The sequence below is a fragment of the Streptomyces speibonae genome (assembly GCF_984686075.1).
Genome location: NZ_OZ480260.1, coordinates 3,032,049 through 3,044,722, shown reverse-complemented (window position 1 = coordinate 3,044,722; position 12,674 = coordinate 3,032,049). Strand labels below are relative to the sequence as shown.

Below are 12,674 nucleotides of genomic sequence, written 5' to 3'. Positions count from 1 at the left end.
ATTCACTGCGTACGCTCCTGAATATGGATATGCACACTGTGGTGGTGGGGACGGCGGGCGTGACCGCGTCCGATGTGCTCGCCGTGGCGCGCGGCGGTGCCCGCGTCGAACTGTCCGCGGAGGCGGTGGCCGCCCTCACCGCGTCCCGCGAGATCGTGGACGCGCTGGCCGCCAAGCCGGATCCCGTCTACGGGGTGAGCACCGGCTTCGGCGCCCTGGCGACCCGGCACATCAGCCCGGAGCTGCGTGCTCAGCTGCAGCGCAACATCGTCCGTTCGCACGCCGCGGGCATGGGCCCCCGCGTCGAGCGGGAAGTCGTCCGGGCTCTGATGTTCCTCCGGCTGAAGACCGTCTGCTCCGGCCGCACCGGGGTCCGCCCCGAGGTCGCGCGCACGATGGCCGACGTGCTCAACGCCGGGATCACCCCGGTCGTCCACGAGTACGGCTCCCTGGGCTGCTCCGGCGACCTGGCCCCGCTCTCCCACTGCGCCCTCACGCTGATGGGCGAGGGGGAGGCCGAGGGCCCCGACGGGACCGTGCGGCCGGCCGGTGACCTGCTCGCCGAACACGGCATCCACCCCGTCGAACTGCGCGAGAAGGAAGGACTCGCCCTCCTCAACGGCACCGACGGCATGCTCGGCATGCTGGTCATGGCCCTCGCCGATCTGGACCTCCTCTACAAGTCCGCCGATGTCACGGCCGCCCTCAGCCTGGAGGCCCTCCTCGGCACCGACAAGGTGCTCGCCCCCGAGCTGCACGCCATCCGCCCGCACCCCGGCCAGGCCGCCAGCGCCGCCAACATGCTCGCCGTACTGAAGGGTTCGGGGCTGACGGGGCATCACCAGGACGACGCCCCCCGGGTCCAGGACGCCTACTCCGTGCGCTGCGCCCCCCAGGTCGCCGGCGCCGGACGCGACACGCTGGCCCACGCCCGGCTGGTCGCCGAGCGTGAACTCGCCTCCGCCGTCGACAATCCCGTCGTACTGCCTGGGGGTACCTCCCAGGTTTTCGGCTCTGGGGGAGGCCGGGTGGAGTCCAACGGGAACTTCCACGGGGCGCCCGTCGCCTATGTCCTGGACTTCCTCGCCATCGCCGTCGCCGACCTGGCCTCCATCGCCGAGCGCCGCACCGACCGGCTGCTGGACAAGAACCGCAGCCACGGACTGCCGCCGTTCCTCGCCGACGACGCCGGTGTCGACTCCGGCCTGATGATCGCCCAGTACACCCAGGCCGCCCTGGTCGCCGAGCTGAAGCGGCTCGCCGTACCGGCGTCGGCGGACTCGATCCCCTCCTCGGCGATGCAGGAGGACCACGTCTCCATGGGCTGGTCGGCCGCCCGCAAACTGCGCACCGCCGTCGACAACCTCACCCGGGTCGTCGCCGTGGAGCTGTACACCGCCACGCGCGCCGTCGAACTGCGCGAAGGGCTGACGCCGGCCCCGGCGACGCGGGCCGTCATCGAGGCGGTACGACGGGCGGGGGTGGGCGGCCCCGGACCCGACCGCCATCTGGCGCCCGACCTCGCAGCGGCCGACGCGTTCGTGCGGGACGGGCGGCTGGTCGCCGCCGTGGAGTCGGTCACCGGGCCGCTGCGCTGACCCGGCCGGGCCCCGCGGGAGGCGCGGGGCCCCAGGGCCGATGAACCCTGGTCAGAACTCCAGCCGCTCCCGGCGCACCGAGTAGACGACGAAGCCGGCACCGAGGGCGAGCGAGACCGTGCCGCCGACGATGTACGGGGTGCTGTCGAAGCTGCCGGTGTCCGCGAGCCGGACCTCCTGGCCGGTGCTCTCCAAGGACGCCGACGTGGCGCCGTTCACGGCTCTCGCCTGCTCGGTGACCTGCGGGGAGGGGCTCGACGACGGCGCGTCCCCCGCCGGGGTGTCCGATGTCGCGTTCGCGGACGGGACGAACCACAGGGCGCACAGCAGGGTGCCCGCGGCGGTGGCGGTCAGCAACGGACGGAGCGCGGATGACACGGAATATCGATCCCCTTGTGGCGCTGGCGAATTGGCCGTGTGGGCCGATGGTAGTGAAAGTCGCGGGTCACAGGAAAGTCACGGGAGCTCTTGGCCGTACGCTCCGGGGATGAGTACTCCAGAGACATCACGGTTTGTACGGCTTCGCGTCGAGCTCGTACTCGAGATCGACGACGAGGACGCGGTGACCGGGGCCGCGCTGCGCCGGATCGCGGACGAGGTCGAGGTGCCGGACGGCGAACGGGCACACGCCGAGAGCGCTGTGACGGAGGACACCGCGGAGGCCCTCGCCTCACTGGTGGATCCCTTCGACCTGGTCAGCGAGGTGCCGGGGGTCGAACTCCTGCAGGCCTCCTGGAGCAGCGAGCGGATCGACTACGACCCGGACTCGCCTCAATGGGACCTCGGCGGGGAAGATGACGAAGATGACGGAGAGTTCGACGAGGACTTTTACCGCGACGACGAGGACGGGGCGGACCGGGCGCATTGAGGCGGCTCGGGAAAAACGTGACCCCGGTCGGCAACCGCGGCCGGGGGCGTGACGTCTCACAGGAGGGCGCGGACCGGTGTCCCGTCGACCGCCCCGAGGGCGTGGTGAGTCCCACACCTCCGGGCCGTGGGGAACCGGATCATCCGGTCGTAGCGTTGAAGATTGTGGACGAGTGCCCTCGGTATCGCGCAGGGGGCTCGTGGGGTTGGGATTCGGCAACGATGGAGAAGCGTGTGATGACGGACGGTAAGCGGCGCAGGGGCTTGGCGGCCGCGTCCGCTCTGCTCGGCGGAGTGCTCGTGCTCTCGGCGTGTTCGGGGGGCGGCGACTCGGGCAGCGACGGCAAGGACACCTCGCAGGCGCAGGTGGACGAGGCGGCGGCCAAGAAGTCGTCCGAGGCGCAGATCAAGATCACGCCGAAGGACGGTTCCGACAACGCCTCCATCAACAACTCCGCCGCCGTCACCGTGAGCAAGGGCACGCTGACCGAGGTGAAGATGACCACCGCCGACGGCACGGCCGTCGAAGGCGAGATATCCGCCGACAAGAAGAGCTGGAAGCCCAGCGTCCAGCTCGAGCGCGCCACCACCTACAAGCTGGCGGCCACCGCCGAGGACTCCGAGGGCCTCGCCGCGCACGAGAACGCGTCGTTCACGACGGTCTCCCCGGACAACAGCTTCATCGCCAACTTCACGCCGGACGACGGCACCACGGTCGGTGTCGGCATGCCGGTGTCGATCAACTTCGACAAGGCGATCACCGAGAAGGCCGCGGTCCAGAAGGGCATCACCGTCTCCAGCAGCAGCGGCCAGGAGGTCGCCTGCCACTGGTTCAACGCCAACCGCATGGACTGCCGGCCCGACGAGTACTGGCAGGAGAACTCCACCGTCACGCTGAAGCTGGCGCTCGACGGTGTCGAGGGCGCCGAGGGCGTCTACGGCGTCCAGCAGAAGACGGTCACCTTCAAGATCGGCCGCAACCAGGTCTCCTACGTCGACGCCGAGACCAAGCAGATGAAGGTCACGCAGAACGGCAAGACCGTCAAGACCATCCCGATCTCCGCCGGCGCGCCCGAGAACAAGACGTACGAGGGCCAGATGGTGATCTCCGAGAAGTTCAAGGAGACCCGGATGAACGGCGCGACGGTCGGCTTCACCGACGACGACGGCAAGGGCGAGTACGACATCAAGGACGTGCCGCACGCCATGCGTCTGAGCACCTCCGGCACCTTCATCCACGGCAACTACTGGGGCGCCAAGTCCATCTTCGGCAGCGTCAACACCAGCCACGGCTGCGTCGGTCTGGCCGACGCCAAGGGCGCAGGCGACCCGAACACGCCGGGTGCCTGGTTCTACGACAACTCGATCGTCGGTGACGTGGTCGTCGTCCAGAACACCGGTGACAAGACCATCGCCCCGGACAACGGCCTCAACGGCTGGAACATGAGCTGGGAGCAGTGGAAGGCGGGCTCGGCCGTCTGACGCCGCCCTCCGGACACGGAGCACCCACCCCACGCGGGCCGATGCCCCCGTCCCCTCCTCCGGGAGCGGACGGGGGCATCGGCCGTTTCGCCCCACGGGCTCATCCCTCGGCCGGCCCCGGCCGGGTGACGCCCGGTCACCCGGCAACTCCGCCAGGGGGGAATCCTGCGCAGACAAGTGAACAAGCGTGTGCGCGGCGGGCCTGGCCGGCCCCGCGTCGGCCAACGAGCGTCACGGGGCCGCGGTGTCCGCGCCCTGCTCCCGGGCGTCCGCGCCCCAGCTCGCCAGCAGCCGCAGCGCCTCCGCCGAAGGGGAGCCCGGCTCCGCGAAGTAGGTGACCAGCGACTGCTCGGTGTCCGCGGCCGGGCGGAACGACTCCCACTGCAGCGTCAGTTCACCCACCAGCGGATGCCGCACCCGCTGGACGCCGTGGCTCTTCTCCTTCACGTCGTGGGCCGCCCACAGCGTCCGGAACTCCTCGCTCTTCACCGACAGCTCCCCGACCAGGGCGGACAGCCGCGGGTCCTCCGGGTGGTCACCGGCGTCCATCCGCAGATAGCCGACCATGTCGTACGCCTTCTGGTCCCACTCCACGAACAGCTCCCGGTAGTCCGGGTTCAGGAACACCAGCCGCGCCCAGTTGCGCTCCTGCACCGGCATCCGGGCCCAGTCCCCGAAGAGCGCCGCGGCCATCCGGTTCCAGGCGAGGATCTCCGAGCGCCGGCCCACCACGTACGCCGGGACCGTGTCCATCGAGTCCAGTAGCTGCCGCAGCGCCGCGCGGACCTGCTGCGTCCGGGGCGGCTGCTTCCTCCGGTGCCGCTTCGGCCTCGTCAGATGCGTCAGATGGGCCCGCTCGGCGTCGCTGAGGCGCAGGGCGCGGGCGATCGAGTTCAGCACCTCCGCCGACACGTTCTGCCCGTTGCCCTGCTCCAGGCGCGTGTAGTAGGCCACGGACACCCCGGCGAGCTGCGCCAGCTCCTCGCGGCGCAGGCCCGGGACCCGGCGGTGGCGTCCGAAGTCCGGCAGGCCGACGTCCTGCGGCTTCAGCCGGGCCCGCCGGGTCCGCAGGAACTCGCTGAGCTCCGCACGCGGGTCGAGACCGCCGCCCGCCGCGCCGGCCGGATCGGTGTGCTGCTCGTCCATGGGTCCAGTATTCCCGGTCGTGCGACCGGGAGACTGACCCCGCCAGTGGTAGGCACAGCCAACGTAGGCAAGGCCGGGGGCTGGGTGGATTCCCCGCGCGGTCCCAGGCTGGAGCGCGTGCCCGGCGGGACGGAAGACGGCCGGGCGCACGACCACCTCACGAGGAGAACCGGCATGACCACTGTTGCTGCCTACGCCGCACCCGCCGCCAAGGCTCCGCTGGAGCGCACGACCATCGAACGGCGCGAGGTGGGTGAGCACGACGTGCTGATCGACATCAAGTTCGCCGGCATCTGCCACACCGACATCCACCAGGTCCGGGAGGGCTGGGGTGAGGCGAGGTTCCCGATGGTCCCCGGCCACGAGATCGCCGGGGTGGTTTCCCAGGTCGGCCCCGGCGTCACGAAGTACGCCGTCGGTGACCGCGTGGGCGTCGGCTGCATGGTCGACTCCTGCGGCACGTGCGACAACTGCCGCGCCGGAAGGGAGCAGCACTGCACCGTGGGCGTGGTCGAGACCTACAACGGCCTGGACAAGAACGGCGAGCCCACCTACGGCGGCTACGCGCGGACGATCGTGGTCGACGAGAACTTCGTCCTGCGCATCCCCGACGGCCTGTCCCTGGACGTCGCCGCGCCCCTGCTGTGCGCGGGCATCACCACGTACTCCCCGCTGAAGCGCTGGTCCGCGGGGCCCGGCAGGAAGGTCGCGATCCTCGGCATGGGCGGCCTCGGCCACATGGGCGTCAGGATCGCGCACGCGCTGGGCGCGGAGGTGACGGTGCTGTCGCAGTCCCTGCGCAAGAAGAACGACGGCCTGCGGCTGGGCGCCGACCACTACCACGCCACCTCCGACCCGAAGACCTTCGAGGAACTGCGGGGCACCTTCGACCTCGTCCTGTCGACCGTGTCGGCGCCGCTGGACCTCGACGCGTATCTGTCCCTGCTGAGGCCCGGGGGCACGCTGGCGAACGTCGGCGCCCCCGAGGAGCCCGTCTCCCTGAACCTCTTCTCGGTCATCGGCGGCGGGAAGACCCTCGCCGGGTCGCTGATCGGCGGTATCGCCGAGACCCAGGAGATGCTGGACTTCTGCGCCGCGCACGGCATCGGCGCGGAGATCGAACTGATCGCCGCGGCCGAGATCAACGAGGCCTACGAACGCGTCCTGAACAGCGACGTCCGTTACCGCTTCGTGATCGACACGGCAACGATCTGACACCTCGTGGCAGCTCCCCCGTCACCTCCGTGAGACCCGTCTCGCCAGGGTCTGCGGGCGGGCGGCCTCACGCCGAGGGCGAAACGCCGCGGAGACCGGCGCCTACAGTGCCTCGAACGGAGGGATGATGCGGACGATGATCAGTGGGTCACGCGGTGCGACCAAGAAGTAGAACCAGCCGCCGGCGGCATCCATACGGCGCAGGCCGCCCGGTCGAGGGCCGTTTCCCATGTCGCTGACGTCGACACCTGTACTGGCCAGGTCGACGAGTTGGCCGGCCAGGCGCTCCACCTCCGCCACTACGTGAGCGGGAAGGCCGCCTGCCACGTGCTCGTGGTCGGGGTCGTACTCCCAGCGCCAGTCGGCGCTCACCGGGCCGGGAGGCCGACGGCCGCGTGGGCCTCGTCCAGGATCCGCCCGATCTCGTGGGCGGCCTGCCGGGCTTGCGCGGCGTCGCCCGACTCGGCGATCTTCTCCCAGTGGCGGAGGCCCGCTGCCAGGTCAGGGCGGCGCTGGATGTGCACATAGACGGTCCACTGGGCGATGAACCGCTGGAGCGGTGCCAGGTCGGAGCCCTGCCGTGACTGGTCGGCCGCTTGGTCCAGTTCCCGGGTGAACGCCGGCAGCGCGGCAGGCGCGATCTGCCGGATGGCTTGCCTCAGCGCGGCAACCGTGGCCGGTGGCTGGGGGATGAGCGGTTGCCCGGCGGCGGAGGTGGTCATTGTTGCTCCCATGGGCGCGATTCTGATCCCAGGCGTCAGCGTAATGGGCCTGCCTGCCTTCCCACCGCTCGAACGAGTGAGGGAGAAGCGATGCTGCGAACCCGGGTCGCCGACGGGACCGCGACTCAGTGCGGCAGGGTGGCCGGGCTGCCGCCGTTGGCCTCGTAGCCGGCGACCGCCAGGGCGCGGTAGACGGCGAACTCGGCGGCGGGGTCGTCGGACAGGGTCCAGGGCAGCGCGCCCACGTGGCCGTCGATGTGTATCAGCTGGTTCATGGCCTCCGCCCAGCGCTCGGCGCGGACCAGGAAGAACACCAGCAGGTGCCGCACATGCGCCGGCATCGGGTCGTCGGGGCGGGCGGAGTGCACCGCGTGCAGCGCGCCGTGGATCGCCTTGCCGACGACCTCGCTCTGGTAGAAGCCGGCGACCAGGGTCACCTCGGGCAGGTGCTCGAACACCGCGAAGAGCGGCATGGCGGCCAGGAGCGACCCCTGCGGCGCCCGCGCCGCGGCGGCCTCCGCGAAGGAGTACGCCAGCTGCCGCGAACCGTGCCACTTCTCGCACCAGTACTGCAGGGCGGCCAGGTGCGCGCCCATGTGGGTCGGGGCACGGTCCAGGATCTTCAGCCAGACCTGCTCGAAGTCCTCCCGGGAGTAGCCCAGTCCACGGGCCACGGAGAGCTCCACGATGTAGGGGACCGGGTCGCCCGGGGCCAGCAGCGCCGCCTCGCCGCACGCCGCCTTCGCCTCCTCCATGATGATCCGGAAGGCGTCCGTCCCGGGCGTCGCGGTGCGCCACGCCTGCTGCACCAGGAACTCGGCGTGCACCGCGGCGCCGCCCGCGTCCTTGGGCGCCTCGGTCCGCCACACCCGCAGCCACTGTCCGCCCGGCGCCTCGCTCACCCCGCCGGGCCGCTGGGCCAGCTCCAGCGCGGCCGCGCCGGCGAACGCCTGGACGCGCTGCCAGCGCAGCTCGCCCTCCGCGGCGGTGCCGGCCAGCAGCTGCTGGGCCGCGCGGTAGTCCTGGGTGCGCTGCACCAGGTCCAGCACGTCCAGCAGGTCCTGGTCGGGGCCGGGCATGCGGACGTCCAGCTCCTCCTCGAGGGCGAAGCCGTAGTCGGCCGGGTCCGCCGCGTCCGGGTGGCCGGGCGGGACCAGGCCCACCGCGCCGCGCCGGCGCCGCAGGAACGGCATCACCACGAAGCCGAGCATGACGAGCGCGATCAGGACCCACAGAATCTCCATGTCACAAGCGAACCAGACCGTGCCGACAATTGGCCAACCCGGTGCCCGACCCTGTGGAAAACGTCCCGTGATCCGCCGCCCGGCCGATCGTCACCGGCCGCCGGCGGCCCGTCCGGCGCCCGTGCCCGTCGTCCGCGCCGCCCGCGCACTACCCTCGGGCACATGAGCGACAGGCACATCAGTCAGCACTTCGAGACGCTCGCGATCCACGCGGGCAACACCGCCGACCCCCTGACGGGAGCGGTCGTCCCGCCGATCTACCAGGTGTCCACCTACAAGCAGGACGGGGTGGGCGGCCTGCGCGGCGGCTACGAGTACAGCCGCAGCGCCAATCCGACCAGGACCGCGCTGGAGGAGAACCTCGCCGCCCTGGAGGGCGGCCGCCGCGGTCTCGCGTTCGCGTCCGGACTGGCGGCCGAGGACTGCCTGTTGCGCACGCTGCTCGGCCCCGGCGACCACGTGGTGATCCCGAACGACGCCTACGGCGGCACGTTCCGCCTCTTCGCCAAGGTCGTCGCCCGCTGGGGCGTGGAGTGGTCGGTCGCCGACACCTCCGACCCCGCCGCCGTACGGGCCGCGGTCACCCCGAGGACCAAGGCCGTCTGGGTGGAGACCCCCTCCAACCCGCTGCTCGGCATCACCGACATCGCCGCCGTGGCGCAGGTCGCCCGGGACGCGGGCGCCCGGCTCGTCGTCGACAACACCTTCGCCACGCCGTACCTCCAGCAGCCGCTCGCGCTCGGCGCGGACGTCGTCGTGCACTCGCTGACCAAGTACATGGGCGGCCACTCCGACGTCGTCGGCGGCGCCCTGATCACCGCCGACGCGGAGCTGGGCGAGGAGCTCGCCTTCCACCAGAACGCGATGGGCGCGGTCGCCGGGCCCTTCGACTCCTGGCTGGTGCTGCGCGGCACCAAGACGCTCTCGGTGCGCATGGACCGCCACAGCGAGAACGCCACGAAGATCGCCGACATGCTCAGCCGTCACCCCCGTGTGACGGACGTCCTGTATCCGGGGCTGCCGGACCACCCGGGGCACGAGGTCGCCGCCAAGCAGATGCGCGCCTTCGGCGGGATGGTCTCCTTCCGCGTCGAGGGCGGCGAGGAGGCGGCCGTCGAGGTCTGCGACCGGGCCCGGGTGTTCACGCTCGGCGAGTCGCTGGGCGGCGTGGAGTCCCTGATCGAGCACCCGGGGCGGATGACGCACGCGTCGGCGGCCGGTTCCGCGCTCGAGGTCCCCGCGGACCTGGTGCGGCTGTCCGTGGGCATCGAGAACGCCGACGACCTGCTCGAAGACCTCCAGCAGGCGCTCGGCCGCTAGGGTCCGCCGTTCGGAACACGCCGCAGGACACCGGCGGCGTCTCGAAGGGCCCTGGGTGTCGCTCACCAGCCCGTGAGGGGCGGAGTCGTCTCCGACGGCGGTGCCTCCCACGGGTGGGCGGTGAGCGCCCACACGGTGAACGCCACGGCCGCCGCCAGCAACAGCAGCCACATCGCGCGGCGCGCCAGCGTCCTGCGCCGCAGGATGCGGGCGCCGCGCCGCGCGGCGTCCACGTGCAGATCGGGCGGCACGGGCGGCGGTGACTGCTCCAGCATCCGCCGTACGGTCGCCTCACGCCTCATGCCGGCCATGTCCGCCCCCGTGTCTCATGACGGCACCGCCCCGACGCCGGCCACCGTGGGCGCGGGGCGCCGGGGAGGGCTCAGCACGTTCGCCATCGCGCGGTTGAAGATCGTCCGTATGCGCTCGGCGGGCAGTCCGAGCAGCGCCGCCGTCTGCTCCTCCGCGACGCCCTCGTGCAGCCGCAGCACCAGGACCAGGCGTTCCTGCGGGGGAAGCGCGGCCAGGGGGCTGCCGGGGCGGGGGCGGGAGCGGAGCAGTCCGCCGAGTTCGTGCCACGCGCTGTTCGCGAACCGGGTCGCCAGGTACTGGCGGGTGTGGTCGTAGGGGTCCTCGCCGTGCAGCCGGTCCCAGCAGGCGTACGTGTGCGCCAGGGCGTGGGTGAGCAGGCGGCGGGCGCGGGGATTGGCGTCCGGGGCCTCGGCGGTGAGCAGGGTGGCGGTGTGCAGCAGGCGGCTGCCCGCGCCGGCGACGTACGCTTCGAACTCGCGGGCGCGGGAGGCGTTGTCGGACACGTGCCGTGCCATGCAGCCGCACCCTCCCCTCGGGGTCTGCTCCCCTCATATCAGGCCAGGGGGGACCCCGTGGTCAAGAGTCGCGGCACGCTCGGTGCATGCGTTTTCCTCGCCCCCGCCGCCCCTTCCCGTTCCCGGCCCCCCGGGGGGTGCGCCGGACGGGGCGGAAGAAGCAGCCCGTCCGGCGTTCGAGGACGAGGCCCAAAGGGCCGAAGGGGGTCTGGGGCGCGGCCCCGGAAGGTCAGGAGTCCGTACGCTCAGGAACGGACATCCGAGAGGACAACGCCGCGTTGAAGCGCGTCAGCAGCGTGCAGAACGCCTCCCGCTCCTCCGGCGCCCAGTCGTGCGTCAGCTCGGCCATCAACCGGCGCCGCGAGGAGCGCACTTCCTCCAGCCGCGACTGCCCGCGCGGGGACAGCTGGAGTACGACCGCCCGGCCGTCCTCGGGGTGCGAGGTCCGCTTGACCAGGCCGGTGTCCACGAGCGGGGCCACCTGACGGGTGACCGTCGAGGAGTCGATCCCCATGCTCGCGGCGAGCGCCTTGACGCCCATGGGACCTTCCTTGTCGAGGCGGTTGAGCAGCAGGTACGCGGCGCGGTCCATCGAGTTGCGCACCTGGCCGACCCCGCCGAGCCGCGTCTGTTCGGCGCGGCGGGCGAACAACGCCACCTCGTGCTGCAGCGTGTCGAGAAGGCCGGTGTCACCGACGGCCGTCGGGTCCGTCGTCATGTCCATCGACATTTCAGGTGTAGTGGGCATGGCCGGAGGCTCACTTCGTGGAGGGCTGTAATTGGGGGACAGAGTACGCGGCCGGGGGGCGGGCCGTACCGGCGCTGCGCAAAGCGGCGTCCGCGGGTTGGTCACACCGGTCGCGGCCGTGGGTGAACTGCGATGCTGGAGTCATGAGCTACAGCACGGCCGGCTCCCTGCGGGCCGTCACCCTCGACGATGTGCGCGGCGCCCAGAAGATGCTCTCCGGCGTGGCCCGGACCACCGCGATGGAGGGCAGCCGGCATCTGTCCCAGCGGGTGGGCGCTCCGGTGCATCTGAAGTGCGAGAACCTCCAGCGGACCGGGTCGTTCAAGCTGCGCGGCGCCTACGTCCGGATCGCGGGCCTGCTGCGCGAGGAGCGGGCCGCCGGAGTTGTCGCGGCCAGCGCAGGCAACCACGCGCAGGGCGTGGCGCTGGCGTCGTCGCTGCTCGGGGTGCGTTCCACCGTGTTCATGCCGAAGGGTGCCCCGTTGCCTAAGGTCAGCGCGACGCGGGAGTACGGCGCCGAGGTGCGCCTGCACGGCCAGGTGGTCGACGAGACGCTGGCCGCGGCGAGGGAGTACGCGCGCGAGACGGGCGCGGTGTTCATCCACCCCTTCGACCATCCGGACATCATCGCGGGGCAGGGCACGGTGGGCCTGGAGGTCCTGGAACAGTGCCCGGAAGTACGCACGATCGTCGTCGGTGTCGGCGGCGGCGGGCTGGCCGCCGGGATCGCGGTCGCGGTGAAGGCGCTGCGACCCGATGTGCGGATCGTCGGGGTGCAGGCGGCCGGTGCGGCGGCGTATCCGCCGTCGCTGGCGGCCGGGCGTCCGGTGCCGTTGCGCCACCCGGTGACGATGGCCGACGGGATCAAGGTGGGGCGGCCCGGTGACGTGCCGTTCGGGATCGTCGCCGAGCTGGTGGACGAGGTGTGCACGGTCACCGAGGACGAGCTGTCGGCCGCGCTGCTGCTCTGCCTGGAGCGGGCGAAGCTGGTCGTGGAGCCGGCCGGGGCGAGCCCGGTGGCGGCGCTGCTGAGCCGTCCCGGGGCTTTCGAGGGCCCGGTCGTCGCGGTGCTCTCGGGCGGCAACGTGGACCCGGTGCTGATGGAGCGGGTACTGCGGCACGGCATGGCGGCGCAGGGCCGCTACCTGGCCGTACGGCTGTGGCTCACGGACCGGCCGGGGGCGCTCGCCTCGCTGCTCGGGGCGTTGTCAGTGGTGGACGCTAACGTCCTCGATGTGAGTCACGTACGGACCGATCCACGGCTCGGGCTCACGGAGGCGGAGGTCGAGCTGCACCTGGAGACCAAGGGCCCGGCGCACTGCGCCGAGGTCGAATCGGCTCTGCGCGAAGCGGGATACACGGTCATGGACTGATGCCGCGAGGGCGGTGTCACTCCTTCGGGTAAATGCATTGTGAGACGCGATACATCGCGTTATGGTGTGTCGCGTGCCGCGGTCCGGCCGCCGTGTGTGCGGCCGACGTGCCGGGCGGAAAATCAGGAGCGC

The 12,674-nt window shown here is 71.7% G+C and carries 14 protein-coding genes; 6 read left to right on the top strand and 8 right to left on the bottom strand.

Annotation, left to right across the window (positions count from 1 at the left end; all coding sequences use genetic code 11):
• The first annotated feature begins 29 nt into the window (after positions 1 to 29).
• Positions 30 to 1,598: a histidine ammonia-lyase gene (gene hutH / locus AC5L3C_RS13515; RefSeq protein WP_493653865.1), complete on the top strand. Its 1,569-nt coding sequence runs from the start codon at positions 30 to 32 to the stop codon at positions 1,596 to 1,598.
• A gap of 51 nt (positions 1,599 to 1,649) precedes the next feature.
• On the opposite strand, the gene AC5L3C_RS13510 is transcribed toward hutH, so the two are convergent.
• Complete coding sequence (locus AC5L3C_RS13510) at positions 1,650 to 1,976, bottom strand: LAETG motif-containing sortase-dependent surface protein (protein WP_164555628.1); 327 nt, start codon at positions 1,974 to 1,976, stop codon at positions 1,650 to 1,652.
• A 109-nt stretch (positions 1,977 to 2,085) separates the two neighbouring features.
• Between AC5L3C_RS13510 and AC5L3C_RS13505 the strand changes: the two genes are divergently transcribed.
• A complete protein-coding gene (locus tag AC5L3C_RS13505; RefSeq protein WP_493649212.1) occupies positions 2,086 to 2,466 on the top strand; it encodes a hypothetical protein in 381 nt (126 codons plus the stop codon).
• Positions 2,467 to 2,702: 236 nt separating this feature from the next.
• Positions 2,703 to 3,947: a L,D-transpeptidase gene (locus AC5L3C_RS13500; RefSeq protein ID WP_493649211.1), complete on the top strand. Its 1,245-nt coding sequence runs from the start codon at positions 2,703 to 2,705 to the stop codon at positions 3,945 to 3,947.
• A 231-nt stretch (positions 3,948 to 4,178) separates the two neighbouring features.
• Here the strand turns inward: AC5L3C_RS13500 and AC5L3C_RS13495 are convergent, their stop codons facing one another.
• The gene (locus AC5L3C_RS13495; protein WP_493649210.1) at positions 4,179 to 5,093 is read right to left on the bottom strand and encodes a helix-turn-helix transcriptional regulator; all 915 of its coding nucleotides are present in this window, start codon (positions 5,091 to 5,093) and stop codon (positions 4,179 to 4,181) included.
• A 174-nt stretch (positions 5,094 to 5,267) separates the two neighbouring features.
• Here AC5L3C_RS13495 and AC5L3C_RS13490 point away from each other — a divergent pair, with 174 nt between their 5' ends.
• Positions 5,268 to 6,308, top strand: a complete 1,041-nt coding sequence (locus tag AC5L3C_RS13490) for an NAD(P)-dependent alcohol dehydrogenase (protein ID WP_493649209.1) — start codon at positions 5,268 to 5,270, stop codon at positions 6,306 to 6,308.
• Positions 6,309 to 6,410: 102 nt separating this feature from the next.
• On the opposite strand, the gene AC5L3C_RS13485 is transcribed toward AC5L3C_RS13490, so the two are convergent.
• From AC5L3C_RS13485 to AC5L3C_RS13475, 3 genes are all read right to left on the bottom strand, one after another.
• Entirely contained in the window at positions 6,411 to 6,680 is a 270-nt protein-coding gene (locus AC5L3C_RS13485) for a hypothetical protein (protein WP_493649208.1), read from the bottom strand.
• On the bottom strand, positions 6,677 to 7,030 hold the full coding sequence (locus tag AC5L3C_RS13480; protein ID WP_493649207.1) for a DUF6247 family protein: 354 nt from the start codon (positions 7,028 to 7,030) through the stop codon (positions 6,677 to 6,679). Before AC5L3C_RS13480 ends, AC5L3C_RS13485 begins: the two co-directional genes overlap by 4 nt.
• A 125-nt stretch (positions 7,031 to 7,155) precedes the next feature.
• Positions 7,156 to 8,274 (bottom strand): hypothetical protein, encoded by a 1,119-nt coding sequence (locus tag AC5L3C_RS13475; protein WP_493649206.1) that lies wholly within the window; start codon positions 8,272 to 8,274, stop codon positions 7,156 to 7,158.
• 162 nt (positions 8,275 to 8,436) lie between these two features.
• Between AC5L3C_RS13475 and AC5L3C_RS13470 the strand changes: the two genes are divergently transcribed.
• The gene (locus AC5L3C_RS13470) at positions 8,437 to 9,594 is read left to right on the top strand and encodes a cystathionine gamma-synthase (protein WP_493649205.1); all 1,158 of its coding nucleotides are present in this window, start codon (positions 8,437 to 8,439) and stop codon (positions 9,592 to 9,594) included.
• 62 nt (positions 9,595 to 9,656) lie between these two features.
• Here the strand turns inward: AC5L3C_RS13470 and AC5L3C_RS13465 are convergent, their stop codons facing one another.
• From AC5L3C_RS13465 to AC5L3C_RS13455, 3 genes are all read right to left on the bottom strand, one after another.
• Positions 9,657 to 9,905, bottom strand: coding sequence for a hypothetical protein (locus AC5L3C_RS13465; RefSeq protein ID WP_125504533.1), 249 nt, complete (start codon positions 9,903 to 9,905; stop codon positions 9,657 to 9,659).
• Between the two features lie 15 nt (positions 9,906 to 9,920).
• Complete coding sequence (locus AC5L3C_RS13460) at positions 9,921 to 10,421, bottom strand: sigma factor-like helix-turn-helix DNA-binding protein (protein ID WP_493649204.1); 501 nt, start codon at positions 10,419 to 10,421, stop codon at positions 9,921 to 9,923.
• A gap of 229 nt (positions 10,422 to 10,650) precedes the next feature.
• The gene (locus AC5L3C_RS13455; RefSeq protein WP_493653864.1) at positions 10,651 to 11,151 is read right to left on the bottom strand and encodes a MarR family winged helix-turn-helix transcriptional regulator; all 501 of its coding nucleotides are present in this window, start codon (positions 11,149 to 11,151) and stop codon (positions 10,651 to 10,653) included.
• Positions 11,152 to 11,312: 161 nt separating this feature from the next.
• Between AC5L3C_RS13455 and ilvA the strand changes: the two genes are divergently transcribed.
• Positions 11,313 to 12,542, top strand: coding sequence for a threonine ammonia-lyase (gene ilvA, locus AC5L3C_RS13450; protein ID WP_493649203.1), 1,230 nt, complete (start codon positions 11,313 to 11,315; stop codon positions 12,540 to 12,542).
• The last annotated feature ends 132 nt before the right edge of the window (positions 12,543 to 12,674 follow it).

What these genes read in the sequence shown, in the direction of transcription:
- hutH (WP_493653865.1), top strand. Translation starts at nt 30, where the DNA reads ATGCACACTGTGGTGGTGGGGACGGCGGGCGTGACCGCGTCCGATGTG.
- AC5L3C_RS13505 (WP_493649212.1), top strand. Translation starts at nt 2,086, where the DNA reads ATGAGTACTCCAGAGACATCACGGTTTGTACGGCTTCGCGTCGAGCTC.
- AC5L3C_RS13500 (WP_493649211.1), top strand. Translation starts at nt 2,703, where the DNA reads ATGACGGACGGTAAGCGGCGCAGGGGCTTGGCGGCCGCGTCCGCTCTG.
- AC5L3C_RS13495 (WP_493649210.1), bottom strand. Translation starts at nt 5,093, where the DNA reads ATGGACGAGCAGCACACCGATCCGGCCGGCGCGGCGGGCGGCGGTCTC.
- AC5L3C_RS13490 (WP_493649209.1), top strand. Translation starts at nt 5,268, where the DNA reads ATGACCACTGTTGCTGCCTACGCCGCACCCGCCGCCAAGGCTCCGCTG.
- AC5L3C_RS13480 (WP_493649207.1), bottom strand. Translation starts at nt 7,030, where the DNA reads ATGACCACCTCCGCCGCCGGGCAACCGCTCATCCCCCAGCCACCGGCC.
- AC5L3C_RS13475 (WP_493649206.1), bottom strand. Translation starts at nt 8,274, where the DNA reads ATGGAGATTCTGTGGGTCCTGATCGCGCTCGTCATGCTCGGCTTCGTG.
- AC5L3C_RS13470 (WP_493649205.1), top strand. Translation starts at nt 8,437, where the DNA reads ATGAGCGACAGGCACATCAGTCAGCACTTCGAGACGCTCGCGATCCAC.
- AC5L3C_RS13465 (WP_125504533.1), bottom strand. Translation starts at nt 9,905, where the DNA reads ATGGCCGGCATGAGGCGTGAGGCGACCGTACGGCGGATGCTGGAGCAG.
- AC5L3C_RS13460 (WP_493649204.1), bottom strand. Translation starts at nt 10,421, where the DNA reads ATGGCACGGCACGTGTCCGACAACGCCTCCCGCGCCCGCGAGTTCGAA.
- AC5L3C_RS13455 (WP_493653864.1), bottom strand. Translation starts at nt 11,151, where the DNA reads ATGTCGATGGACATGACGACGGACCCGACGGCCGTCGGTGACACCGGC.
- ilvA (WP_493649203.1), top strand. Translation starts at nt 11,313, where the DNA reads ATGAGCTACAGCACGGCCGGCTCCCTGCGGGCCGTCACCCTCGACGAT.